This window comes from Streptosporangium sp. NBC_01469 (genome assembly GCF_036227305.1).
Lineage (GTDB): Bacteria > Actinomycetota > Actinomycetes > Streptosporangiales > Streptosporangiaceae > Streptosporangium.
The window spans coordinates 3906521-3931230 of the sequence record NZ_CP109465.1; the positions used below are offsets into that span (position 1 = coordinate 3906521).

General features: G+C 70.9%; 22 protein-coding genes. 10 read left to right on the forward strand and 12 right to left on the reverse strand.

Going from position 1 to position 24710, the window contains the following annotated elements; genetic code table 11:
- Positions 1–124: 124 nt before the first annotated feature.
- Positions 125–1381, reverse strand: a complete 1257-nt coding sequence (locus tag OG587_RS17560) for a serine hydrolase domain-containing protein (RefSeq protein WP_329091582.1) — start codon at positions 1379–1381, stop codon at positions 125–127.
- Positions 1382–1683: 302 nt separating this feature from the next.
- On the opposite strand from OG587_RS17560, the gene OG587_RS17565 reads away from it, so the two are divergent.
- The 4 genes from OG587_RS17565 to OG587_RS17580 all read left to right on the forward strand — a co-directional run bounded on the left by OG587_RS17565 (position 1684) and on the right by OG587_RS17580 (position 6280).
- Entirely contained in the window at positions 1684–2910 is a 1227-nt protein-coding gene (locus OG587_RS17565; protein ID WP_329091583.1) for an ROK family transcriptional regulator, read from the forward strand.
- A gap of 306 nt (positions 2911–3216) precedes the next feature.
- A complete protein-coding gene (locus OG587_RS17570; RefSeq protein ID WP_329091585.1) occupies positions 3217–4632 on the forward strand; it encodes an aldehyde dehydrogenase family protein in 1416 nt (471 codons plus the stop codon).
- Positions 4629–5261 (forward strand): ThuA domain-containing protein, encoded by a 633-nt coding sequence (locus OG587_RS17575; RefSeq protein ID WP_329091587.1) that lies wholly within the window; start codon positions 4629–4631, stop codon positions 5259–5261. The genes OG587_RS17570 and OG587_RS17575 overlap by 4 nt, the downstream gene beginning before the upstream one ends.
- On the forward strand, positions 5258–6280 hold the full coding sequence (locus tag OG587_RS17580; RefSeq protein ID WP_329091588.1) for a hydroxyacid dehydrogenase: 1023 nt from the start codon (positions 5258–5260) through the stop codon (positions 6278–6280). The genes OG587_RS17575 and OG587_RS17580 overlap by 4 nt, the downstream gene beginning before the upstream one ends.
- 134 nt (positions 6281–6414) lie before the next feature.
- On the opposite strand, the gene OG587_RS17585 is transcribed toward OG587_RS17580, so the two are convergent.
- Positions 6415–7800 carry a GH1 family beta-glucosidase gene (locus OG587_RS17585; protein ID WP_329091590.1) on the reverse strand — a complete coding sequence of 462 codons (1386 nt, stop codon included), beginning with the start codon at positions 7798–7800 and terminating at the stop codon, positions 6415–6417.
- A gap of 425 nt (positions 7801–8225) precedes the next feature.
- Between OG587_RS17585 and OG587_RS17590 the strand changes: the two genes are divergently transcribed.
- The gene (locus tag OG587_RS17590; RefSeq protein ID WP_329091592.1) at positions 8226–9485 is read left to right on the forward strand and encodes an alpha/beta fold hydrolase; all 1260 of its coding nucleotides are present in this window, start codon (positions 8226–8228) and stop codon (positions 9483–9485) included.
- Between the two features lie 10 nt (positions 9486–9495).
- On the opposite strand, the gene OG587_RS17595 is transcribed toward OG587_RS17590, so the two are convergent.
- The 8 genes from OG587_RS17595 to OG587_RS17630 form a co-directional block, all read right to left on the reverse strand.
- Entirely contained in the window at positions 9496–10917 is a 1422-nt protein-coding gene (locus OG587_RS17595) for an ATP-binding protein (RefSeq protein WP_329091594.1), read from the reverse strand.
- Positions 10918–10961: 44 nt separating this feature from the next.
- Complete coding sequence (locus OG587_RS17600; RefSeq protein ID WP_329091596.1) at positions 10962–12641, reverse strand: FAD-dependent oxidoreductase; 1680 nt, start codon at positions 12639–12641, stop codon at positions 10962–10964.
- An 85-nt stretch (positions 12642–12726) separates the two neighbouring features.
- Positions 12727–13644, reverse strand: a complete 918-nt coding sequence (locus OG587_RS17605) for a TrmB family transcriptional regulator (RefSeq protein ID WP_329091597.1) — start codon at positions 13642–13644, stop codon at positions 12727–12729.
- 351 nt (positions 13645–13995) lie between these two features.
- A complete protein-coding gene (locus OG587_RS17610; protein ID WP_329091599.1) occupies positions 13996–14586 on the reverse strand; it encodes a TetR/AcrR family transcriptional regulator in 591 nt (196 codons plus the stop codon).
- A gap of 282 nt (positions 14587–14868) precedes the next feature.
- A complete protein-coding gene (gene glnII / locus OG587_RS17615) occupies positions 14869–15882 on the reverse strand; it encodes a glutamine synthetase (protein WP_329091601.1) in 1014 nt (337 codons plus the stop codon).
- A gap of 238 nt (positions 15883–16120) precedes the next feature.
- On the reverse strand, positions 16121–16777 hold the full coding sequence (locus OG587_RS17620; RefSeq protein WP_329091603.1) for a MerR family transcriptional regulator: 657 nt from the start codon (positions 16775–16777) through the stop codon (positions 16121–16123).
- 46 nt (positions 16778–16823) lie between these two features.
- On the reverse strand, positions 16824–17417 hold the full coding sequence (locus OG587_RS17625) for an HAD family hydrolase (protein WP_329091604.1): 594 nt from the start codon (positions 17415–17417) through the stop codon (positions 16824–16826).
- Between the two features lie 197 nt (positions 17418–17614).
- Entirely contained in the window at positions 17615–17983 is a 369-nt protein-coding gene (locus tag OG587_RS17630; RefSeq protein WP_329091606.1) for a hypothetical protein, read from the reverse strand.
- A 199-nt stretch (positions 17984–18182) separates the two neighbouring features.
- Here OG587_RS17630 and OG587_RS17635 point away from each other — a divergent pair, with 199 nt between their 5' ends.
- The 5 genes from OG587_RS17635 (at position 18183) to OG587_RS17655 (ending at position 23238) form a co-directional block, all read left to right on the forward strand.
- The gene (locus tag OG587_RS17635; protein ID WP_329091608.1) at positions 18183–19058 is read left to right on the forward strand and encodes a MurR/RpiR family transcriptional regulator; all 876 of its coding nucleotides are present in this window, start codon (positions 18183–18185) and stop codon (positions 19056–19058) included.
- Positions 19059–19060: 2 nt separating this feature from the next.
- On the forward strand, positions 19061–19819 hold the full coding sequence (locus OG587_RS17640) for an SIS domain-containing protein (RefSeq protein ID WP_329091610.1): 759 nt from the start codon (positions 19061–19063) through the stop codon (positions 19817–19819).
- 39 nt (positions 19820–19858) lie between these two features.
- Positions 19859–21268, forward strand: coding sequence for an N-acetylglucosamine/diacetylchitobiose ABC transporter substrate-binding protein (gene ngcE / locus OG587_RS17645; protein WP_329091612.1), 1410 nt, complete (start codon positions 19859–19861; stop codon positions 21266–21268).
- Positions 21269–21424: 156 nt separating this feature from the next.
- Positions 21425–22327 carry a carbohydrate ABC transporter permease gene (locus OG587_RS17650; protein ID WP_329091614.1) on the forward strand — a complete coding sequence of 301 codons (903 nt, stop codon included), beginning with the start codon at positions 21425–21427 and terminating at the stop codon, positions 22325–22327.
- Positions 22327–23238 carry a carbohydrate ABC transporter permease gene (locus tag OG587_RS17655; RefSeq protein ID WP_329091615.1) on the forward strand — a complete coding sequence of 304 codons (912 nt, stop codon included), beginning with the start codon at positions 22327–22329 and terminating at the stop codon, positions 23236–23238. Before OG587_RS17650 ends, OG587_RS17655 begins: the two co-directional genes overlap by 1 nt.
- Here the strand turns inward: OG587_RS17655 and OG587_RS17660 are convergent.
- Together OG587_RS17660 and OG587_RS17665 are read right to left on the reverse strand one after the other, a co-directional pair.
- Complete coding sequence (locus tag OG587_RS17660; protein WP_329091617.1) at positions 23231–24067, reverse strand: SDR family NAD(P)-dependent oxidoreductase; 837 nt, start codon at positions 24065–24067, stop codon at positions 23231–23233. The two genes, OG587_RS17655 and OG587_RS17660, sit on opposite strands and share 8 nt — an antisense overlap.
- Before the next feature lie 115 nt (positions 24068–24182).
- On the reverse strand, positions 24183–24500 hold the full coding sequence (locus OG587_RS17665; RefSeq protein WP_329091618.1) for an ArsR/SmtB family transcription factor: 318 nt from the start codon (positions 24498–24500) through the stop codon (positions 24183–24185).
- Positions 24501–24710: the final 210 nt, after the last annotated feature.

The following is a 24710-nucleotide window of genomic DNA, read 5'->3' on the forward strand; positions in this document are numbered from 1 at the left end:
CTTCCGAGTGCCGTCGACTTGTTCGACGGTCTCACCCCCGCGGTTGGTTGTCACGATTGGTCAACTTTTGCGGGGGGTGACGTTGAAATCGTGATCGATAGCCGATCGGGTCGCGTACGCGGGGTCAGCGGGCCGCGCGAGTCCGGGGGAGGGACTCGTAGACGGCCTCGGCCAGCCGGTAGGCGCGGAGGGCGCCCGAGGCGGCGCCCGCCATCCTGTTCATCGTGTACGCCATGCCCAGGCCGTGCTCGGCGTCGCCGAGGCCCAGCGACCCGCCCATGCCGGTGTGGCCGAACGCGGACTCCGCGCCTCGCGCGGGGGTGAGGAAGGTCATCGCCGGGCGCATGTAGCCCAGGCCGAAGGAGCTGTCGACGAACAGCACCCTGTCCGGGCCGTTCACCCTCCTGCGCGTCGCGGTGCGCAGGGTCTCCGGGCGTACGATCCGCCCGGCCACCAGGTCACGGTAGAAACCCGCCAGGCCCCGCGCGGTGGTGACGGCGCCCATCGCGGGCCAGCCCGCGCGCAGCACGACCGGGTTGTTGGCGCCGCCCCGCAGCCGGTGGATCGGGGGGTTGCCCAGGGCCCGGTTCATCAGGCTGTCCCTGTCGAGCGCGGCCCTGGCCATCTCGTGGACCGGGTCTCCCGGCCCCTGGCCCGGCAACTCCGCCCCCGAGGGTTCCGAGGGGTCCGCGGGTTCGTCGGGCGGGCTGGGGCGATCCCCGGCGGACAGCCGCGCCGCCCGCGCCGCCACCTCGTCCGGGGCGCCGACCCAGAGCTCCAGATCGAGGGGCCCGGAGATCTCGGTGGCCACGATCTCGCTCACGGACTTGCCCGACACCCTGCGGATCACCTCGCCGACCAGGAACCCGTACGTCAGCGCGTGGTAGCCGTGCGCGGTGCCAGGCTCCCAGATCGGCTCCTGCCCGGCCAGCCGGTCCGCGATGGCGGCCTGGTCCTCGAACTCCTCGACCGGGACCTCCTCCTCGATCACGGGCAGCCCCACCTGGTGGGTGAGGAGCTGCTCGACGGTGACGCGCTCCTTGCCGCGCCGCGCGAACTCCGGCCAGACGTCCGCGACCGGGGCGGCGACGTCGAGCAGGCCGCGCTCGGCCAGCAGTTGCGCGGCCGTCGCGGTCACCGCCTTGGTGCACGAGTACGCCAGCACGGGGGTGTCGCGCTTCCAGGCCCGCCCGTCGCGGCGGTCGGCGACCCCGCCCCACAGGTCCACGACCGGTTCGCCGTCCAGGAAGACCGCGAACGCCGCGCCCAGTTCCTCACCGTCGGCGAAGTGCGCGTCGAACGCCTCCCGTACCCGCGAGAACCGTGGGTCGCAGTGCCCGTAGGTGTCCACCCGACCTCCGCTCCCACTCTCTGCCGCCATCGCCCGTCCTCGCATCCACCTGAATTGAGCACTTGCTTGGTGGCCGAGCCTAACAACCGGAGCCGTCCAGGCCCAGAAGACAGGGGGTCCGGCCTGCGGGGCCCATGCCGCGGGGGCATGGCGACGCGTGGCGCGGCCCGGGAAAGCGGGGCATGGCGACGCGTGGCGCGACCTGGGAAACTCGCCTCACACGCGTCCCGGGGGCCGTTCCCGGCCAGGTGGGAGCGTGACAGAGAAGCCTGGACCGGCAGTGACTAGAATAGTTGTACTAACATCTGAAATTACTTCCCCGGGGGAGAAGCATGAGTCGTCCACAACGGGGGACCCTTCGTGACGTGCGCAAGGGCAACCGGTCCGTGGTCCTGTGGACGCTGTATTTCGCCGGCGAGCTGAGCAGACACGACCTGGCCCAGCTGACCGGGCTCAGCGCCGCCACGGTCAGCAACGTGATCGGCGACCTCATCGCGGACGGCATCGTGGTGGAGACGGGTTCCGTCGACTCCGACGGCGGGCGACCGCGGATCATGCTCAAGGTCGACCCCTCGTACGGGTACGTGGTCGGGGTGGGCGTCGGGGAGACGCGCGTCCGCGTGGAGCTGTACGACCTGGCGATGGAGGAGCGGGCGAGGAAGGAGTTCGCCCTCGACCCGAGCCACCACGAGCCGGCCGTGGTGGCCCGTCACATCCTCGACGGTCTCGAGGCGGTCCTGTCCGACGCCGGAGCCACGGAGTCCGAGGTGCTCGGCATGGGCCTCGGGGTCCCCGGAGTCGCCGAGCAGGGCGCCGACCTGCTCATCCACGCCCGTGCGTTCGGCTGGGACGGCGTGCCCCTGGGCGCGCTCATCCGGGAGGGCACCTCGCTCCCGATCTTCGCCGACAACGGCGTCAAGACGACGGGCCAGGCCGAGCTCTGGTTCGGCGCGGGCAAGGGCGCCCAGCACCTGGTCATGACCTTCATCGGTACGGGAGCCGGGGCGAGCATCATCAACAGCGGCGTCACCTACCGGGGAACGGCGAGCGGCGCGGGCGAGTGGGGCCACACGAAGATCGCTCTCGACGGGCGCCCCTGCCGGTGCGGCAGCCGGGGCTGTCTGGAGGCCTACATCGGCGCCGAGGCGATCCTCGCCGGCGCGGGAAGGGACCTGGGCGGCGACGACGAGGAGAGCGTCTTCGCCGAACTCCTCACCGACCCGCTGGCGCGGCCCGCGCTCGACGAGGCCATCCACTGCCTGGGGGCCGGGCTGGCCAACCTCATCAACCTCTTCAACCCCGAGCGGGTCATCCTCGGCGGCTGGGCCGGGTCCCTCCTCGCGCGGAGGTTCCTCCCCGAGATCCGCGCCGCCGCCGCCCGATACTCCCTGCCCCTGCCCTTCTCGCAGGCGTCGATCGAGCTGGGCAGGCTCGGCGCCGAGGCGGTCGCCCTGGGCGCGGCCACTCTGGTGGTCGAGGACTTCCTGCTGCGCAGCCACGCGGTGCGCCCCGCAGGCCGCGTCGCGACCCCGGCGCCGGCGGGACACGCGCCCGCCTGACCTCGGGCGCGCCCGGCCCCGCGTTCACCACGCCTCGGGCTCGCTCGGCCTCGGGCGCGCCCGGCTCGGCGCTCACCCGCCTCGTACCCACCCGCCTCGGACCTGCTCGATCTCGCGTCCGCCCGGCCTCGCGCGCACTCGGCCTCGCGCGCCCGGCCCCGGGGGCGCTGGACCCGCGCCCGTCGTGACCTCGGGAGCGAGGCGCCGGGACCGCTTTCACGGCGTCCCCGCGACTGTTGACGCCGCCTCTGTTCAGCACTTATTTTGCATTCTGTACTAAGAGTAATAATGAAGTAGGGGATGGCTGTGGGCAGGTTGTACATCGACGGGACATTCCAGGACGCCGCCTCGGGACGGGTCGCCCCCGTGCACGAGAAGGCGACCGGCGCGCGGATCGGCACGTACGCGCTGGGAGGTCCCGCCGACGTCGATCGGGCCGTCGACGCGGCCCGCGCCGCGCAGCCCGCCTGGGCCGCCCTCTCGGCACCCGATCGGGCCGGATACCTGCGCGGCCTCGCCGAGCACCTCCAGAGCCGCTACGAAGATCTGGTCGAGCTGAGCATCCGCGAGACGGGCGGGGTGCGGGCCAAGGCCGAGGACGAGGTGACCACGAGCATCCGCCAGCTCCTCATCTCCTCGGTCCAGGCGACCGAGAACGCCGGGGACATCCTGCCCCCGTACAAGGCGGGCAAGCTCTCGCTGTCGCGCGCGGTGCCGCTGGGTGTCATCGGGGTCATCACCCCGTGGAACTACCCGATGAACCTCGCCATGCGGATGGTCGCGCCCGGCCTGGCGTTCGGCAACACCATCGTGCTCAAGCCCGCCGAGCTGACCCCGCTCGTCGGCGGCCACGTGCTGGCCGAGGCCGCCGAGGCCGTCGGGCTGCCCGCCGGCGTCTTCAACGTGGTCACCGGCGACGGTCCCGAGGCCGGCTGGGCGCTGGCCGACCACCGGGAGCTGGACCTGCTGGACTTCACCGGCTCCCGCGAGGTCGGCCTGGCCATCGCGGCCTCCGCCGCCACCGACCTGCGCGCGATCCGGCTGGAGCTCGGCGGCGACAACGCCTTCATCGTCCTGGAGGACGCCGACGTCGAGCTGGCCGCGTCCCACGCCATGATCGCCTCGCTGGAGTTCCAGGGGCAGACGTGCATCAGCTCCAGCCGGCACATCGTCGTCCGCGAGGTCGCCGACCGCTACCTGGAGGCCGTGACCAGGCGGGTCGAGGCACTGCGCCTGGGCGACCCGATGTCGCCGGACACCGACCTGGGACCGCTGATCAGCGAGGGCCAGCGAGATCGGCTCCACGAGCGGATCGTCGCGCCTTCGATCGCCAAGGGCGCCCGGCTGGTCACCGGCGGCACCTACGACGGGCTGTTCTACCGCCCCACCGTGCTGGCCGACGTGACCCCGGACATGCCCGCGTTCACCGAGGAGATCTTCGGGCCGGTCATCCCGGTGACGGTCGTCGACTCCGAGGACGAGGCCGTCGAGCTGGCCAACCGGCACCCGATGATGATGGACTCGGTGTTCACCGCCGACCTGATGCGCGGCATGGACGTGGCCGAGCGGCTGCGGGCGGGCGAGGTCCACGTCAACGACGCGCACGCCCGCCACGGGGCGGAGAACCAGATGCCGGGCTTCACCAGGCGCCAGTGGATCGGGGTCCAGCGCACCCCGCTGACCCTGCCCGACTGGGCGAGCGACCCGGCCGGCCGCCGATGAGGAGGGCGCTGGTCGTCCGCGGCGGCTGGGAGGGGCACGTCCCCGTCGAGGCGACCGAGCTGTTCGTCCCCGAGCTGGCCGACGCGGGCTTCGAGGTGACCGTCGCCGAGGACCTGGAGGTCTACGCCGACGGGCCGCTGCTGGCCGGGACCGACCTGATCGTGCAGTGCTGGACGGGCGGCGTCCTGACGCCGGAGCAGGAGGCGGGACTGGTGTCCGCGGTCCGCGCGGGCACCGGCTTCGCCGGCTGGCACGGCGGCCTGGTGGCGACCTTCGACGGCAGCCACGACTACCTGCGGATGGTCGGCGGGCTCTTCCTGCACCACCCCGAGGACTTCCTCACCTACGACGTCGTGATCGACCCCGCGCACGCCGACCATCCGATCGTCGCCGGGCTGGACGACTTCACCGTCGAGACCGAGCAGTACTGGATGCTCACCGACGCCCACAACGAGGTCCTCGCCGGCACGCGGTTCGTCTCCCCCGAGACCCCCATGCCCGTCGTCTGGACCCGCCGGTGGGGGAGGGGCAAGGTCTTCTTCTCCGCGGTCGGCCACCGGCTGGAGGACCTGCGGCACCCCACCGTGTACGAGCTCACCCGGCGCGGCCTGATCTGGGCCGGCCGGTGACCGGCGGTCCGCCGTCGGTGGCGCTGGCGATGTATCCGGGGCTGCCGGCCCGCCTGTTCCCCGCCGCCGTCGGCGACCGCCTCCGCGCGGTCGCCGAGGCCGACCTGGCGGCGCCGCTCACCGAGTTCGGGTCCGGCGAGGCGCGGGCCCGTCTGGAGCGGGCGGAGGTCCTGGTCACCGGCTGGGGCTGCCCGGTCATCGACGAGCACGTGCTGCGGCACGCGCCACGCCTGCGGGCCGTCGTGCACGCGGCGGGAAGCGTCAAGGGCCACGTCGGCCAGGCAGTGTTCGACCGGGGCATCCCGGTGAGCTCGGCCGCCTCGGCCAACGCCCTGCCGGTCGCCGAGTACACCGTGGCGATGATCCTGCTCACCGGCAAGTCCGTCCTCGCGCTCGCCCGCGAGTACCGGGCCAGGAAGGAGGACCTCCGCCTGTTCCAGGAGGCCGGTGACCACGGTGAGTACGGCAACTACGGCAGGACCGTCGGCCTGGTCGGGGCTTCCAGGATCGGCAGGAGGGTCGCCGAGCTGCTCGCCCCCTTCGACCTGGACGTGCTGATCGCCGATCCGTACCTGGACACCCGGGACGCGCGGACGCTCGGCGCCCGCCTGGTAGGGCTCGACGAGCTGTTCGCCGCCGCCGACATCGTCTCCCTGCACGCCCCCGCCACCGACGACACGCGGGGGATGGTCACCGCGGCCCGCCTGGCCGCGATGCGCGACGGCGCGACGCTCATCAACACCGCGAGGGGCTCCCTGGTGGACCAGGGGGCGCTGGTCGCGGAGCTGGCCACCGGCAGGCTGTCCGCGGTGCTCGACGTGACCGAGCCCGAGGTCACCCCCGCGGACTCGGTGCTGTGGGACCTGCCCAACGTCATCCTCACCCCGCACGTCGCCGGAGCGCTGGGCAACGAGCTGGCCAGGCTGGGGGCGTGCGCGGTGGACGAGGTGCTCCTGGCGCTGGCGGGCCGGCCGCTGCGCCACCCGGTGGACCCGGACCTGCTGGCGATCATCGCGTGACGTGAGGACGGCGGTCCCGAGGGGCCACCCCGGAGCCCCGTGGCCGATCGTGCGATCGCCGAACACGGCCGACCGCCCGACGGGATGCCCCCGCCCCCTTCCCGAGGGCGGGGGGCATCCGTGTCGGGCTCTCGTCAGATCCCGTTCCTGGCGATGACCCCGCTGTACCACAGGGCGCTGTCCTTGGGGACGCGCGTCTGGGTGTCGTAGTCGACGTGGACCAGCCCGAACCGCTTGTCGTAGCCGTACGCCCACTCGAAGTTGTCCAGCAGCGACCAGGCCAGGTAGCCGCGCAGGTCGACTCCCTCCTGGATCGCCTGGTGGGCGGCGAGCAGGTGGGTGCGCAGGTAGTCGACGCGCTCGGCGTCGGCCACCCTGCCGTCCTCGGCGGAGTCGGTGTAGGCCGCGCCGTTCTCGGTGATCATCAGCGGGGTGGACGGGTAGTCCCGCGCCAGCCGCACGAGGAGCCTGCGCAGGCCGTCCGCCTCGACGGGCCAGCCCATGGCGGTCACCGGCAGGCCGGGGTCGAGGTGCTCGACGCCCTCGGTGCCGGGGAAGCGGTCGGAGGAGGGCGTGCCCACCTTCGCCGCGACGTGGGTCGGCGCGTAGTAGTTGATCCCCAGAAGGTCGATCGGGGCGCCGATGAGCTCCTCGTCGCCGTCGAGGATGTGGTCCAGGCCGGTGAAGCGGGCCATGTGCTCCAGCATGTCGGCCGGGTAGTGGCCCTTCACGATCGGGTCGAGGAAGATCCGGTTGTGCAGGCCGTCGACGAGCCTGGCCGCCGCGACGTCGTGCCGGTCCTGCGGGTCGCGGGGGGACACCGGGGTGAGGTTGACCGTGACCGAGACCTCCCTGGCGCCCGCCGCGCGCAGGGCGCGGGCCGCCAGGCCGTGGCCGAGCAGCAGGTGGTGCGTCGCGAGGAAGGCCGAGGCGGGCTCGGTGCGGCCGGGCGCCTGGTCGCCGGTGGCGTACCCGAGGAAGGCCGAGCACCACGGCTCGTTGAGGGTGGTCCAGGTCTTGACCCGGTCTCCGAGCCGGTCGTACACCGCCTCCGCGTACGCGACGAAGTGGTGGGCTGTCTCCCGTACGGTCCACCCGCCCCGGTCCTCCAGGGTCTGCGGCAGATCCCAGTGGTACAGCGTGGTCATGGGCTCGATGCCGACGGCCAGCAGGGTGTCCACCAGCCGGTCGTAGAAGTCGAGGCCGCGCGGGTTCACCGGTCCCGTGCCGTCGGGCTTGATCCGGGGCCAGGAGACGGAGAAGCGGTAGGTGTCGACGCCGATGCCCTTCATGAGGGACACGTCCTCGGCGTAGCGGTGGTAGTGGTCGCAGGCGACGTCGCCGGTCTGGCCGAGGTGCACCCGCCCGGGGAGCCTGGAGAAGGTGTCCCAGATGGAGGGGGTGCGGCCGTCCTCCGTGGTGGCGCCCTCGATCTGGTAGGCGGCGGTGGCGACCCCCCAGCGGAAGGCGGGCGGGAACAGGGCCAGGCCGGTGCCGGTCCGGTCGTCGGTCTGGGTCATCCCTTGATCGCTCCTTGCGTGGTTACGCGGATGTGTCGCCTTCGGAGCAGCGCCGGGACGACGATCGGTGGCGGGGGCGCCGGGGCAGCGCCCACCGGTGCCCTCTGCGCATCGAGTCACCCTCCCGCGCTTTGTGAGCGCTCACGGGGAGTGGTGACTGCTCAACTTCGAGGCTTAATTCATATTGAAATTTAAGAGGCAAAGCTCCGTCTGCGTCAAGGTGGTGTTATCGAGTCGTTTCCCAGGTTACGGACAGTACCGATCCATGTCGGAGGGCTGCCGCAACACCCCTAGGAGCCGGCTCCCGGGAACCGGCCCTCGTCGCGGTCCGTGAGAGACCGGCGACCATGACCGTACGGCATGCCGGCCGGACACCGAGGCGGTCAGGGGGAGGGACGTCGCGCGGGTCCGATAGCTTTCCGTGGGTGACTGTCCTTCTGCCCGGTGTGGCGCTCACCGACCACGTGTTCACCGTTCCCCTCGACCACGCCGACCCCGGTGGCGAGACCATCGAGGTCTTCGCCCGCGAGGCGGTGGATCCGGCACGGCGGGGGGAGGACCTGCCGTGGTTGCTCTTCCTTCAGGGCGGTCCCGGGGGCAAGTCGCCACGCCCGGCCGCCGCCGACGGGTGGCTGGGGCACGCGCTGCGGACCCACCGGGTCCTGCTGCTCGACCAGCGGGGGACCGGCCGCAGCACCCCCGTCACCGCGAGGACCGCGCGCGGCACGGACGCCGAGATCGCCGCCCGGCTCGGACACTTCCGGGCCGACTCGATCGTGGCCGACGCCGAGCTGATCCGGCGGGAGCTCTCCGGCGACCGGCCGTGGGAGACCCTCGGCCAGAGCTACGGCGGTTTCATCACGCTGACCTACCTCTCCCGGGCTCCCGAGGGCCTGGCGGCCTGCTACGTGACCGGTGGCCTGGCCGGGCTCGACGCCACCGCCGACGACGTCTACTCCCGCACCTACCCGCGCGTCCGCGACAAGGTGAACCGCTACTTCGCCCGCTACCCGCAAGACTCGGAGCGCCTGGACGAGATCGCCGCCCACCTGCGCCTCCGCGAGGTCTCCCTGCCCGACGGCGACGTGCTGACCGTACGCCGCCTGCAGACCCTCGGCATGTGCCTGGGCATGAGCGACGGGGCCGAATACCTGCACTGGGTGCTGGAGGAGGCCTGGACCGGCGACAGGCTCTCCGACCTGTTCCTGTACGAGGTCATGATGGCCACCGGCTTCGTCGGCAACCCGCTCTACGCGGTCCTGCACGAGTCGATCTACGCCCAGGGCGCCGCCACCGGCTGGGCCGCGCACCGGCTGCTGCCCGAGGAGTTCCGCGAGGACGCCGGGCCGACGCTGCCCACCGGGGAGATGATCTATCCCTGGATGTTCGACGAGATCGCCGCGCTCCGCCCCTTCAAGGGCGCCGCCGAGATCCTCGCCGCCGCCTCGGACTGGCCCGCCCTCTACGATCCCGTCCGGCTGGCCGCCAACCGGGTCCCGGTGACCGCCGCCGTCTACTACGACGACATGTACGTCGACGAGGGCCTGTCCATGCGCACCGCGCGGGCGGTGGGCAACGTGCGGACCTGGGTGACCAACGAGTGGCAGCACGACGGCGTCCGCGTCTCCGGGGGCGGCGTCCTCGCCCGCCTGATGGACATCTCCAACGGCGTCCACGGCTCCTGAACGCCCGTGATCAGGTGGGGCCGGCCGCCTCGGTCAGGGGGAGACGCACCTGGAAGCGGGTGTCGCCGGGCTCCGACTCCACGCGCAGGTCGCCGCCGTGCCGACCGGCGACGATGCGGAAGGAGATGTCCAGGCCGAGCCCGGTGCCCTCGCCCACCGCCTTCGTGGTGAAGAACGGCTCGAAGATCCGCTCGCGCAGGGCCTCGGGGACGCCGGGGCCGGTGTCGCAGATCTCGATCAGCGCGATCGTGTCGTGTTCGAGCCGGGTGCGGACGGTCAGGACGCCGGTGCCGGCCATCGCGTCCAGTGCGTTGTGGATCAGGTTGGTCCACACCTGGTTGAGCTCCCCGGCGTAGGCGGGGATGGGCGGCAGCTCGGGGTCGTAGTCGGTGGCGATGGTGATCCCCGGCGGGATCTTGCCGCGGAACATGGTGAGGGTGCTGTCCAGCAGCTCCCGCACGTTCACCGTCTGGTACGGCGCCCGGTCCATCTGGGAGTACTGCTTGGCGGAGGCGATCAGGGAGGAGATCCGCTCGGTCGCGTCCGTCACCTCGTTCAGCATCTGGGTGATCTCGATGGCCTCCGACAGCCAGTGCATCGCCCCGTCCAGGTAGCGCTCGCCCAGCGCCTCGCGGACCTTGTCCATTTTGCCGACCTTGAACCCGGCCGCCACCAGCGGCGGGGCGATCTCCCAGGCGTCCTCCACCCCCGCCTCCTCCAGGGCGTCGGCCAGCTCGTCCTCGGCGTCGGAGATCTCCAGCGGGGAGCGGGCCGGGGCCTCGGCGATGCTGGCGGCGCACGCCTCCTGCAGGTCGATCAGGGCGCGCAGCCGCTGGGGCTCGATACCGTCCTCGGCGAGCGCGGCCAGCCGCCTGCGCGAGGTCTTCGTCCTCTCCCGCAGGTCGTCCACGGCCCGTACGGCCGCCGCGGCCGGGTTGTTGAGCTCGTGGGTGAGCCCGGCCGTGATCGTGCCGAGCGCGGTGAGCCGCTGCCGCCGGTCGACGAGCTCCCGCTGGGCCATCCCGCCGATCCGGGCCCCGTCGAGCAGGTGCACCGCCATCGGGAACCACTCGGCCATGATCATGCCGTACTTTTTGGCCGGGAGCATGAACATGCGCGTCGGCTTGGTGGCGCGCAGCGAGTGGTTGTAGGTGGCCGGGGCGCGGTCGCCCATGTAGGCCAGGACCGCGCCGCCGTAGGCGCCGGGCTGCGAGGTCGGGGTCATGGTGACCGGCCCGGCGGTGGTCTCGGTGATCATCACCACCTCGCCCTCGACGAGCACGGCGAAGCAGTCGGCCGGATCACCCTGCTTGATGATCGCCTCGCCCGCGTCGTACTCCTCCTCGTCCCCGTACCTCGCGAGCCACCGGAGCTTCTCCTCGTCGAGCTTCTCGAAGAGGAACAGCCCGCGGAGCATCTCAATGTCGATCATGTGACCTCCTCCGTGAGCGCCGCGAGGGACCTTGTCCGGGGCGGTCAAGTCTTCTCCAGGTAGCGGTGGACGAGGGCCACGGCCATCGCGCCCTCGCCGACCGCCGAGGCGACCCGCTTGATCGAGTCGGCCCGGACGTCGCCGGCGGCGAACACCCCCGGCACGTTGGTCTCCAGGTGGTACGGCTCCCGCCGGAGCGGCCAGTTGCGCGGCCTGTTCTCGTCGGCGGTCAGGTCGGGGCCGGTGAGGACGAAGCCTCTCGCGTCGCGCTCGACGGTGTCGCCGAGCCACTCGGTGAACGGCTGGGCGCCGATGAAGACGAACAGCCACTCGGCCTCGACGGTGCGCTCGCCCTCGGGACCCTTCAGCGTGATCCGCTCCATGTGGCCGTCGCCCTCGGCGCCGACCACCTCGGTCTCGGTGTGCACCTCGATGTTCGGGATCCGCGAGATCTGCTCGATCAGGTAGTGCGACATGGTCCTCTCCAGCCCGTCGCTCCTGACGATCAGGTGGACCTTGCTGGCGTATCCCGACAGGTAGACCGCGCCCTGGCCGGCCGAGTTGGCGGCGCCGACGATGTAGACCTCGCGGTTCGCGCACTCGGGCGCCTCGGTGACGGCCGCGCCGTAGTAGCAGCCGGAGCCGATGAAGTCGTCGAGGCCGGGGGCGTTCAGCCGCCGGTAGGAGACGCCGGTGGCCAGGATGACGGTGTGCGCGGCGATCGTGCCGCCGTCGGCGAAGCCGACCACCCGGGCCCGGCCCTTGACCTCCAGGCTGGTGACCGTGCGGGCGGTGAGCAGCTCGGCGCCGAACTTCGCGGCCTGGCGCCGCGCCCGGTCGGCGAGCTGGGCGCCGGAGACGCCGTCGGGGAAGCCCAGGTAGTTCTCGATCCTGGAGCTCTGGCCCGCCTGCCCGCCCGAGGCGTGCTGCTCGACCATCACGGTGCGCAGTCCCTCGGAGGCGCCGTAGACCGCGGCGCCCAGCCCGCCGGGGCCGCCCCCGATCACGATCAGGTCGTAGAAGTCGGTGGCCGGGGCGGTGGACAGCCCCACGGCCTGGGCCAGCTCCGAGGGGCTCGGCGCGGTGAGCTTCGTACCGTCGCCGGTGATGACCAGCGGCAGCCTGGCCGGGCTGACGGCCTCCCAGCCCCCCGTGCCCTTCTCCCCGGCCGCCGCGATCAGCTCGGCGCCCTCGGGGGAGTCGGCCAGCATCCAGCGGTAGGGCACCTGGTTGCGCGACAGGAAGTCCCTGACCGCGTACGACGGGGCCGACCAGCGCGCGCCCACCACCCGCAGCTCGTCGGACTCGCGCCGGTCCGTCCGCTGCCAGGCGTCGAGCTGGGCGTCCAGCACCGGGTAGAACTTCTCCTCCGGCGGGTCCCACGGCTTGAGCAGGTAGTGGTCGAGATCGACCACGTTGATCGCCTGGATCGCGGCCTCGGTGTCGGCGTAGGCGGTCAGCAGCACGCGGCGCGCGTAGGGATACAGGTCCATGGCCTGCTCCAGGAACTCCACACCGTTCATCTGGGGCATCCGGTAGTCGGCGAGGATCGCCGCCACGTCGTCGCCCCGCAGCCGCAGTTCGCGGACACTGGCGATGCCGTCGGCCGCTGTGTCGGCCCGGACGATGCGATAGGAGTGGCCGTAGCGGCGCCGCAGGTCGCGGGCGACGGAACGGGACACGCCGGGATCGTCGTCGACCGTCATGATGACCGGTTTATCCATGTCCTGCCTTCCCCCGAGATGGAGACAATCGATATGGGGACAATCTCTCCGAAGGATGTCACATCCGCGTTAAAGCGAACATCGATCAGGCGTGGTCGTGGGGGGTGTGGGCACCGGGGGGCGTGGGGGAACCGTAGGGACGATGACCGGGCATCCCGGCGGCACGCAGCAGGGCGGCCGAGCGGTCGCGGTCCGTGAGGAAACGCCTGAGTTCGGGGTCGGTCGCCCAGATCTCACGCATGGCCTCGTGCCCGACCCGGTCGGCGACGATCTGCAGGGCGATGTCCTGCCTGACGTACTCGACCGCCATCGCGACGACGGCAGGGTCCTCGGTGTAGACGCCCCACGCGGTGCCACCGGCGAAGCCGCCGACCAGGGCCTCCCGCCGGTCGCCCGTGACGACGAGCAGCCGGTGGTCCGGGTTCTCCTTGCCCCCCTCGCCCTCGGGGACGGCGCAGGGGAAGCGGTGCTCGTACAGGTGCCCGACGGGCTCCCGCGCCGTCCCGAAGTGCATCACCGAGGTCTCGACCCCGCGCTCGACCGCCCGCTTGATCAGCGGGGAGAGCAGCCCCATCTCCTGGGGCCAGATCGACACGAACAGGTCGCCCCGCGCCCCGGCCACCACGTCCTCGGCCCGGTCGAGCAGCGCTCCGGCGTCCTTGAGGTTGTGGATCAGGTAGGCCTTGGGCGGCGCCACGATCGCGGGCAGCGCGACCTCCAGCGACTCGATCGAGTCGTCGAACTCCCTGCGCATGCGCTCCAGCAGGGATCGCGGGGGCAGCGGCAGGTAGTCGGTGGCGTCGTCGGAGCCGCGCAGCTCGTAGGCCGCGCCCTTGGCCACCAGCTTGCCGAGGGTCTCGTAGACCGTGCTGCGCGGCACGCCCGACCGTTTGGCGACCTCGTAGCCGTTGAGAGGCTGTCCGGCACCGACCAGGGTGACATACGCCTTGGCCTCGTAGCCCGACATGCCCAAGCGCTGTAATTGCTCCACTACGTCCCGCATCGCAGTTATGGTACGGCGCGAGCTACCCGTTTAGCGCTGTCCTAAAGCACCTGTTTTGTAGGATTTTCGTGACGTGAAGTCGTCCGGGCCCGTGGAACTGGGGTAACGGAACGAGGGAGCGCTCCACGGGTGGATATTTTACTTTCATTTGGTTTCAGCGGATTCATCGTGCGTGCTCAGACGCCCGGTGACGAGCACGCGCCGGAGCCGGTCCCGGCCCGGATCCCGCCCGGCCCGGCAGGGGTCCTCCGGAGGACGCGCCACGGGCCGGAGCCCGTCCCGCGCGGATGGCGTGCGCGGTAATTTCGGTCCTGTCCCGCGCCTCCCGGTCACCGCCGGGTCGCCACCCCGCTACGCCACCCTCAGGGCCCTGAGGGCGAACTCCACGACCGTGTCGGCGTACTCGTGGGTGAGCGGGGCGGTACGCAACATCCAGCGGTGGTGGACGGGGCCGTACAGCAGCTCGACGGCGACGCTCAGGTCCGCGTCCTCGGCCACCTGCCCCGCCCGCTGGGCGCCGCGCAGCCGCTCCCTGGTCGCCTCCAGGTGCGGCTCCATGATCCGCGCGGTGATCTCGGTGTTGATCGCGGGATCGTTCAGCGACTCGACGATCAGCGCCCGGGTCATCGTGTCGAGCCTGGGATCGTTGTACTCGTCGACGATGGCCCGGAGCACGAGGCGCAGGTCGGCCCCGAGGTCGCCGGTGTCGGGCAGCGCGAGGCCCCCCTCCTCGTCCGAGGTCCGGGAGAGGAAGGCGTCGACGAGCACGGCGCCCTTGGACGGCCACCAGCGGTAGATCGTCTGCTTGCCCACCCCCGCGCGGGCGGCGATCGCCTCTATCGTCAACCTGGCGTATCCGGACTCGGCGACCAGGTCGAAGGCGGCGCTCAGGATGGCCTGGCGCGACTGCTCGCTGCGACGGGCCGGGTTCGATGTTTTCACGTGCCCGAATGTATCATTTTGCGATCCGAAACGTCTCGTCTTGTCTGGCTCGTCACGCCCGGCGGCCTCGCGGGCCGATCCTCCCGGCGCCGATTCTGCCCGCGGGGATGCGGGCACCCGCGACAGGGGCGCGGGCGGAGAAGGCGCGGGCGGGCGGGCGGAGGGGTGGGTGGACGGAGGCGCAGGTGGTCGGGGGCAGGGGGGTGGGGGGCGGGGGCGGAACGCCGAAGGCCGCGGACGCCCCCGGCAGGGCGTTCGCGGCCTTCGAGTCTGTCGGCCGGATCAGACCTGGTCGGCCTTCTCCAGCGCGGAGCAGCAGGTGTTCACGATGAGGCGGGTGACCAGGTAGGGGTCGATGTTGGCGTTCGGACGCCGGTCCTCGATGTAGCCCTTCTTCTCCACCTCGACCTGCCACGGGATGCGGACCGAGGCGCCGCGGTCGGAGACGCCGTAGCTGAACTCGTTCCAGGGGGCGGTCTCGTGCAGGCCGGTGAGGCGCTCCTCGATGCCGGCGCCGTAGTGCTTGACGTGCTCCAGGGCGTTCGCGGCGAGGGCCTCGCAGGCGGTGATGATCGGGTCGTAGTCCTCGCGCATCGCCTTGGTGGAGAAGTTGGTGTGCGCGCCCGCGCCGTTCCAGTCACCCTTCACCGGCTTGGCGTCCAGGGTGGCGCCGACGTTGAAGTCCTCCGCGGTGCGGTAGAGCAGCCAGCGGGCGATCCACATGTGGTCGGAGGCCTCGACGGGACCGGCCGGGCCGATCTGGAACTCCCACTGGCCCGGCATGACCTCGGCGTTGATGCCGGAGATGGCCAGGCCCGCCTCGATGCAGTAGTCGAGGTGCTTCTCGACGATCTCGCGGCCGAAGACCTCGTCGGCGCCGACGCCGCAGTAGTAGCCGCCCTGCGGGGCGGGGAAGCCGCCGATCGGGAAGCCGAGCGGGCGGCCCTCCTTGAAGAAGGTGTACTCCTGCTCGATGCCGAACCACGACTCCTGGTCGGCGTACTTCTCGGCGACCTCGACGAGGGCGGCGCGGGCGTTGCTGGAGTGCGGGGTCATGTCGATGTCGAGCACCTCGCACAGCACCAGCACGTTGCTGCCGCCGCGGATCGGGTCCGGGCAGGTGAAGACCGGCTTGAGGACGCGGTCCGAGGAGGAGCCGTCGGCCTGGTTGGTGCTGGACCCGTCGAAGCCCCAGATCGGGAGCTCCGCACCGTCCGCCATAACCCTGGTCTTGGAGCGAAGCTTGGCGGTCGGCTGAGTGCCGTCGATCCAGATGTATTCGGCCTTGAAGCTCATCGGCGGAGTCCTTGAGGATGGAGGGATCTGCTGCTCTCAAAGATTCGCAAGTCGCGATTTCGCAACTGTTGCCCGTGTGTGAACAGGGTGTTACCCAGGCCTATATGAGCAGGCAGTGGCTGTATTGAAATCCGCACACACGCGGTTTCAGGGCTGTGAGCTGCCCTTTCGCGGGACGATTGGAACGATGGAGACATTCGTCACAGGTGAAATGGATTATTGCTCTAGTGGGTTTTCATCACTTTTGTCCCATGTGGGGACGGGTGCCGAAGACGCCGGCCGAGACCGACTCGTGGGCGAGCCGCCGCATGATGTCGAGAACCCTGCCGTGCACGACGGTGCCGAGGACCATCGCCTCGACCGCGGCCTCGCGGGGGCCGTCGAGCGGGATGGCGCCGATCTCGTGCTCGGTCACGAGTCGCAGGGCGGCGTCGGCGTAGGGCCGCAGGGCCTCGCCGCCGGCGGGCATGCCGAGCCGGCCGAGGGTGATGATGGCCTGGGCCAGCTCGTCGCGGGCCGGGGCATCGGGGTCGACCCGCCAGCCGAGATCGGTGATCATGGTGTCGGCCTCGGCGCGGGCACGCGCCCACTCCTCGCCGGACGCCTGCGGCTCGACCGCGGGCGCGAGGGCGTACTGCGCGGTGCCGAGGACGTGGTGCAGGTCCAGGTTCTCGTCGTCGACGGCGGCCATCACCTTGCCGATGGAGGCGATGGACAGCCGCCCGACCTCCAGCAGCGCCCGGATCAGCCGCAGCCTGCGCACGTGCTCCTCGCCGTACCGCGCCCTGGTGGCCGAGGTCTGCTCCCCGGCGGGAAGCAGGCCCTCGCGCAGGTAGTACTTGATCGTCGGGATGGGTACGCCCGATGCGGCGCTGAGCTCGGATATCCGCATCATTGGATAGTACAGATAGCCAACGCGGAGGCCGTGAGCCGGGACGCGCCTAGCGCAGTGAGGGGCGGACGTCGATGACGGTCATCCCCGCGGCGAGGGCGGAGTCCACTCCCTCGTCGGTGTCCTCGTAGGCGACGCAGGCGTACGGGGCGACGCCGAGGAGACGCGCGGCGAGGAGGTAGACGTCGGGGGCCGGCTTGCCGTAGCGGACGTCGTCCCTGGTGACCACGGTGTCGAAGAGGGGGCGCAGGCCGGTGACGCGCAGGGTCTCCTCCACGGCCTGGCGGGCGCCTCCCGAGGCCACGGCCATCGGCACCCGCCCCCGGTGCGCCTCGGCGACCGCGCTGACCGGCTGGTGCGGGGTGACCGTGTGGATCAGCCACTGGTAGGCGTCGAGCGCCGCCGCGCGCACCGCCTGGTAGTCGAACTCGGCTCCGGTCTCGGTCTCCAGCTCGGCCAGCAGGCGGTCGGCCGACAGGCCCGTACGGGCCCGGTACCACGCGGGGTCGAGGTCCACCTGCCACCCGGCCAGCGCGGTCCGCCAGGCGCTCTCGTTGGCGGAGGCGGTGTCGACGAGGGTCCCGTCGCAGTCGAAGACCAGGGCGGCGTAAGGCGTGGAGGGCTGGAGTCGCTGGTGAAGCATGGTCGCCTAACACGTGACGGTGGATCTCCGCCCACTTTACGCGGACGGAACCGGCGGGCGCCTGCCCGGGGGGTGGTCGCGTCACCGTGACGGTGAGATCGCGACGGCGGGCGCCTGCCCGGGGGTGGTCGCGTCACCGTGATGGTGAGATCGCGACGGCGGGCGCGGGCGCGGGGGCCGGTCGGAGCGGGGAGGACCTAGCTGATCTCGCCCCAGCCGTCGTGCCGTGCCCTGGACAGCTCGGCCTCCATCTCCTCCAGCTCCTGCATGAACCCCTGGAACCCCTTCGGGCCCAGGCGGCGCCAGACGAGCAGCTGCAGGGAGCGCGTCTCCTCGTCGACGGGCGGCTCCTGGCGGAGCGGTGCCAGCAGCTCCTGGGCCTGCCGGTCCGCGGCCTGGAGCTCCTCGACGGTGAAGCGGATGCCGTGCTCGCGCTCCAGCAGCCGGATGTGCGGGTCGTTGCGCAATCTCTGGTCCCAGGCGCGCCGGGCACGCCGGGCGGCCAGCTCGTCGTGGACGTGCGCGCTGGAAACGTGGTGCGGCGTGTCGGCCGGACGTCGAGTCATCGTGGGGTTCGCCTCCGTCAGGCGGCTCCTTTTCTGGAACCTCTGTTAGGAACGACGCTTGAAAGGCGCCGGAGGTTGTCGGAATTTTCCTCCGAAGCCCCGGCGCCACAGGCATCGTGTCCCCAACTGTGCCACTGACGGCCTTGACGCGAGCTTGACTTGAGAATAATTTTCACCCAGATGACTTCCAGTGAAAGGAATGCTTGTGGCCGCAGGTGCACTCGGACGCATACAGACCGAGACACCCACGCTGCCCGAGGCGCTGCGCCGGGTGGGGGAGGCGATCCTGGCCGACCCAGCCGAGGCGGCGCGATCCACGATCATCACGCTGGCCGAGCGGAGCGGCAGCTCGCCCGCCACGGTGACCCGCTTCTGCCGGGTGTTCGGCTTCGCCGGGTACGCCGGGCTGCGGGTCGCGCTGGCCACGGAGAACGGGCGTGCCGCGCAGGCCAACTGGGACGCGGGGGTGGGTCACGAGATCGGCCCCACCGACCCGCTCGACGCGGCGATCGGCGTGATGGCCGCCGCCGACTCCCGGCTCATCCAGGAGACCGCGGCCCAACTGGACGCGGGCACGGTCGCCACGGTCGCCGAGGCCATCGTCGAGGCCCGCCGCGTCCTCATCTTCGGGGTCTCCACCAGCGGGGCGGTGGCCGTGATGATGGGCGGGCGGCTGCGCCGCATCCGGGTCCCCTGCTGGAGCCACGCCGACGCGCACGAGGCGCTCGCCGACGCCGCGCTGCTCGGCGAGGGCGACGTCGCGATCGGCATCTCCCACCAGGGCCGTACCCGCGAGGTGCTGGAGTCCCTCGGCGAGGCCGGGGACCGGGGCGCGCTGACCGTCGCGGTCACCTCCTTCGCCCGCTCCCCGCTGGCCGAGCTGGCCGACCTGGTGCTGACCACCGCGAGCCGCGAGACCACCTTCAGGCTCGGCGGCCTGGCCGCCGTCCACTCCCAGCTCTTCGTCCTCGACACGGTCTACGTCGCGGTCGCGCAGCGCACCTACGAGCAGACCAACGAGGCCTTCGAGCTGACGATCCGGGCTCTGGAGAGCCATCGCGTGGAGAGGAGCTGACCGTGGAGATCGGTGCTTCCGAGTACGTTCACGAGGTCAAGGCCCTGGTGGACGAGGTCTCCAGGACCCAGACGGACGCGGTGGGGGCCGCGGCGGCGCTGATCGTCGCGTCCCTGCGCGGCGGCGGCGTGATCCAGGCGTTCGGCTCCGGGCACTCCGAGGCGATCGCGATGGAGATCGCCGGGCGCGCGGGCGGCCTGGTGCCCAGCAACCGCCTGGCCCTGCGCGACGTCGTCCTGTACGGGGACGCCCCGGTCGGCACCCTCCTCGGCGCCCCCGGTGAGCTGGAGCGCGACCCCTCGGTCGCCCGGCGGATCTACGACCTGGCTCCCGTCCGGCCGCCGGACGTGTTCGTGCTGATCTCCAGCTCCGGGGTGAACGGGTCGGTGGTCGAGCTGGCCTCGATCGTCAAGGAGCACGGGCACGACCTGATCGCCCTGACGTCGGTGCAGCACAGCACCGCGATGACCTCCCGCCACCCCTCGGGCCGCAAGCTGCTCGACCTCGCCGACGTGGTGCTCGACAACCGCGCCCCGTACGGCGACGCGGTCCTCCCGCTCCAGGACGGCGGCACGTTCGGGGCGGTGTCCACGATCACGTCGGCGCTGCTGGCCCAGATGGTCGTGGCCGAGGTGGTGCGCGGCCTGACCGAGGCGGGCCTGACCCCGCCGATCTACCGCTCCGCCAACGTGACCGGCGGCGACGAGCACAACCGCACGCTTGAGAACCGCTACGCCGGAAGGATCCGGCGAGGTGCCTGACCACCGCCTTCCACTCCCAGGCCACTTCCAGGAGGAAGCATGACCCAGCTATCCAGGCGTGAGCTTCTGCGCAGCGCGGCCCTGGCCGGCCTCACCCTGCCGGTCCTGTCCGCGTGCGCCACCCCCGCGGGCAACGGCGGCGCCGCCTCCCCGGCACCCGTCGTCGGGGCCACCAGCGCGGCCAACCCGCTCGGCTTCGCCGAGAACAAGCCCCTGGAGGTCTGGATCTTCGACGGCGGTTTCGGCGACGCCTACGCCACGAACGTCCACGAGCCGCTGCTCAAGGCCAAGTACCCCAAGCTGGAGATCAAACACAACGCCACCAAGGAGGTCGCCAAGACCCTCCAGCCGCGCTTCGCCGGCGGCGACCCGCCGGAGTTCGTCAACAACTCCGGCGCCAACGCGATGGACTTCGGCGCCCTGGTCCAGGACGGCCAGCTCGCCGACCTCACGCCGCTGTACGACGCGCCGAGCTGGGACGACCCCGCCGTCAAGGTGCGCGACACGATCGACCCGAACGCGATCGAGCTGGGCAGCTACGACGGCAAGCCGTACGTCCTCAACTACGCCAACACCGTCTGGGGCATCTGGTACTCGCGCAAGCTCTTCGAGGCCGAGGGCTGGCAGGTCCCCAAGACCTGGGCCGACTTCCTGGCCCTGTGCGAGACCATCAAGAAGTCGGGCAAAATGGCGCCCTTCACCTACGCGGGCAAGCACCCGTACTACATCTACGAGGCCATCCTCACGCTCGCCGCGAAGATCGGCGGCAAGGACGTGCTGAAGAACATCGACAACCTCCAGGACGGCGCCTGGAAGGCCGAGCCGGTCAGGCAGGCCGCGGGGGCCTTCGTCGAGCTCGGGTCGAAGTACCTGCTCCAGGGCACCGCCGGGCTCGACCACGTGCAGACCCAGACCGCGCACAACAAGGGCCAGGTCGCGATGCTGCCCTGCGGCTCCTGGCTGGAGAACGAGCAGAAGGACTCCACCCCGGCCGACTTCGACTACGCGATGTTCGCGCTCCCCGACTTCGGCTCCTCCGACGCCCTCCCGTACGGCACCCTGCACGCCCAGCCGGGCGAGGAGTACGTCGTCCCGGCGAAGTCGGCGAACCCCCGCGCGGGCATGGAGTACATGCGCGCCATGCTCTCCAAGGAGGGCGCGGGCAAGTTCATGGAGCTGGTCTCCACGCTCACGGTCGTCAGGGGCGCCGACGAGGGCCGTACGCTCAAGCCCGGCCTGAAGAGCGCCTCGGCCGCGCTGGACGCGGCGGGAGACAACGCCGTCTGGTTCCTGTTCCGCAAGTGGTACGTCGAACTGCACGACGAGGTGGCCGCCGCGACCGGGCAGCTCATGAGCGGCAAGCTCACCGTCGACCAGTGGGCGGACCGGGCACAGGGCAAGGCCGACGCCATCAAGAAGGACTCCTCGGTGAAGAAGTTCAGCCGATGACGGCGGCACGCGGTGGGGCGTCCGGGGGACGGTCGGCCGGTCACGAGGCACGGCGGGACGGGACGGCGAGCCGCCCGGGGAACGGTGACCGGGTCATGAGCCACGGCGGGACGACGACGGCCGGCGGCGAGTCGCAGAGGGAACGGTAAGCCCGCCATGGACCACGGCAGGACACGGTTCGTCGCGAGCTTCCTCGCGATCCCGGTGGCGCTCTACCTGATCTACGTGATCGCGCCATACGCGCAGGCCTTCTACATCGCGTTCACCGACTGGCGCGGGGTGAACGCGACCCCGCGCCTCGTGGGGCTGGAGAACTTCCAGCGGCTCCTGGCCGACAACGTGTTCTGGCAGGCGGTCAGCCACAACCTCGTCCTGCTGGTTCTGATGCCGATCCTCACGCTCGGCATCGCGCTCTTCTTCGCCTTCCTGCTCAACGCGGGCGGGCGGGGCGGCACCGGGGGTATCTGGGGGTCGAAGTTCTACCGCGTGGTGTTCTTCTTCCCCCAGGTGCTGGCCGTCGCCGTGGTCGCCGTGCTGTTCCAGCAGGTCTTCAGGCCCGACCGCAGCGGCATGCTCAACGCGCCGCTCATCGCCCTGGGGTTCGAGCCGGTCGGCTTCCTGTCCGACACCGACGTCGCGTTCTGGTCGATCCTCGCGGTGCTGGTCTGGCAGGCGGTCGGCTTCTACGTCGTGCTCTTCTCCGCGGGCATCGCCTCCATCCCGCGCGACCTGTTCGAGGCGGCGGCGATCGACGGCGCCGGGGGGCCGCAGCTGTTCCTGCGGGTCACGCTGCCGCTGCTGTGGGACACCATCCAGGTCGGCTGGGTCTATCTCGGCATCGCGGCGCTGGACGTCTTCGCCATCGTGTGGGTGATGACGGCCGAGCACGGCGGCCCCGACCACTCCACGACCGTGATGGCGGCGGAGATCTACCGCACCGCCTTCCAGTACTTCAAGTTCGGCTACGCCTCCGCGATGGGCGTGGTGCTGTTCTTCTTCACCATCGGGTTCGCGGCGCTGGCTCTGCGCCTGTCGCGGCGTGAGCGGATCGAGTTCTAGTGGCGGACGTCGTGATTCCCCGGAGCAGGGCCCTCGCCCGCGAGGAGCGCAGGAGGCGCCTGGGGCCCCTGTCGGCCCTGACGCACGTCGCGCTGCTGGTCTGGACGGTCCTGGTCGTCGTGCCGATCGTGTGGACGTTCCTCGCGTCGGTGAAGAGCGAGGACGAGATCTTCGGCGACGCCTGGTCGCTGCCGGCCTCCCTCCGCCTCGACAACTGGGCCCGCGCCTGGGAGCAGGCGCACATCGGCCAGTACATGATCAACAGCGTCGTCGTGGTGGCCTTCGGCACCTTCGGCACGATGCTGTTCGGCTCGATGGCCGCGTACGTGCTGGCCCGTTACCGCTTCCGGGGCAACCGGGCGATCTATCTGCTGTTCGTCTCCGGCCTGGCCTTCCCGGTCTACCTGGCGCTGACCCCGCTGTTCTTCGTCGTGCAGAACATGGGGACGGTCCCGGTGATCGGCCCGTTCATCGGCCTGAACACGCACGGCGGGCTGGTGCTGGTCTACATCGCCTACTCGCTGCCCTTCACCGTCTTCTTCCTCGCGGCCTTCTTCAGGACGCTGCCGGGAGCGGTGGCCGAGGCGGCCTTCGTGGACGGGGCCTCGCACGCCCGGGTGTTCTTCCAGATCATGCTGCCGATGGCCAAGCCGGGCATCGTCAGCGTGACCATCTTCAACGTGCTCGGCCAGTGGAACCAGTACCAGCTGCCCCTCGTCCTGCTCAACTCCGACCGGGACAAGTGGGTGCTCACCCAGGGCATCGCCGACATCTCCACGGCCGCGGGCTACGACGCCGACTGGTCGGCCCTGTTCGCCGCGCTGAGCATGGCCATCCTGCCGATGCTGATCGTCTACACGCTCTTCCAGAGCCAGATCCAGAAGGGCCTCACCGCGGGCGCGCTCAAGTAGGGGTGTGACCGCCGGGCTCCATCAGTTCCGCCGTGAGGTCCGCGAGGCGGGCCGCCGCCGCGGGGGAGAACAGGCCGGTCCGGACGCTCAGTTCGGTGTGCATGCTGAACGCGCTGAGCGGTTTCCCGGGAGGATCGTCAAGAAGCCGGAGGATCGGGGGGACGACGTCGGTGGCGGGTTTCGCCAGCGCCTTCTGCTGTTCGATGTACGCCCCCGTCGGGGCGTCGAACTCACCGGCGAAGCTCGTCGACGTCGTTCCCGGATGGAAGAGCACGTACCTGACCGGGCCGTCGCCGTGGCGCTCGGCGAACGTGACCCCGAGCAGGTCGTTGTACCGTCCGGTCACGAACATCGCGTTCACGCCGTCGTATCGCCTGGCCCCCTGCAGATCCTCCCAATCGATCGGTGTGTCGTGGCCCGGACCCGCCACGTTGACGACGACCGGCCTGTCCGCCTTCTCGAGAGCGCCTCGCAGTCCGTAGCCGAACAGGACGCGGCTCAGGTAGAAGAGCGCGAAGTTGTCCTCGAATCCCTCGGAGGTGACCGATCGGTGTGTCCGGAAGTAGCGCGCGCACAGGACAAGGCCGTCGATTCTCGGATGGGCCTCGACCACCTCGTCGACGGTACGCCTGGTGCTGGACATGAGGCTGAGGTCCGCCTGGACGAAGGTCACGCTTCCCGGCGCTCCGGCCGCCTCCCGGACGAGCCGATCACCTTTCTCCGGGTTCTTGCCGATCACCACGACATGGTCTCCCCTGGAGAACAGCGCCCGGCTGACGGCCGCGCCGATCCCGTCGGTGCCACCTGTGACCACGAATGTCCTCGTCAAGCCGGTGTCCTTCTTTCTTCTCGATGATGTGATTCACCGCCGACCCGAACCGGCCGGGCGCGTTCGCCGCCCCTCTCGGCCGGCGACCCCTCCCGGTCCTCCGGCGGGGCGGGAGTCAGCGCACCCTGGCCGGGCGCGTGATGAGGGCGTCGAGCAGGCCCGGGAACGCCTCGTCCATCTCGGTGCGGCGGAGGGAGTTCATCCGCGAGGTCCCGACGTAGTACTGCCGGATCAGGCCCGCCGCGCGCAGCACCTTGAAGTGGTGGGTGGCGGTGGACTTGCTGACTGATATGTCGAAATCGCCGCACTTGATGTCCTCGCCGGCGATGTCGAGCTGCGTGATGATGCTCCGGCGTACCGGATCGACGAGCGCCTCCAGCACCTGCTGGAGGTCGAACTGCGACATCTCTGGATGCGGCGGTGTGCGTCCCATGGACCCAATAGTACGACCTCCATCAAAGTTTGACAGCCATCATACTTCTGCGTGACAGTGGATCGCGTCCACAACGGGCGGAGGACGGCGACTACGCCGGGCCGAGGCGTTCGTCGTCAGAGCGCATGATCCTGCGGGTTGGGGGCTGACGGCACGCTTGTCGACGGCACCTCGATCAGGGTCGCTTGAGCCTTTCGTAAGGCTGCCTTC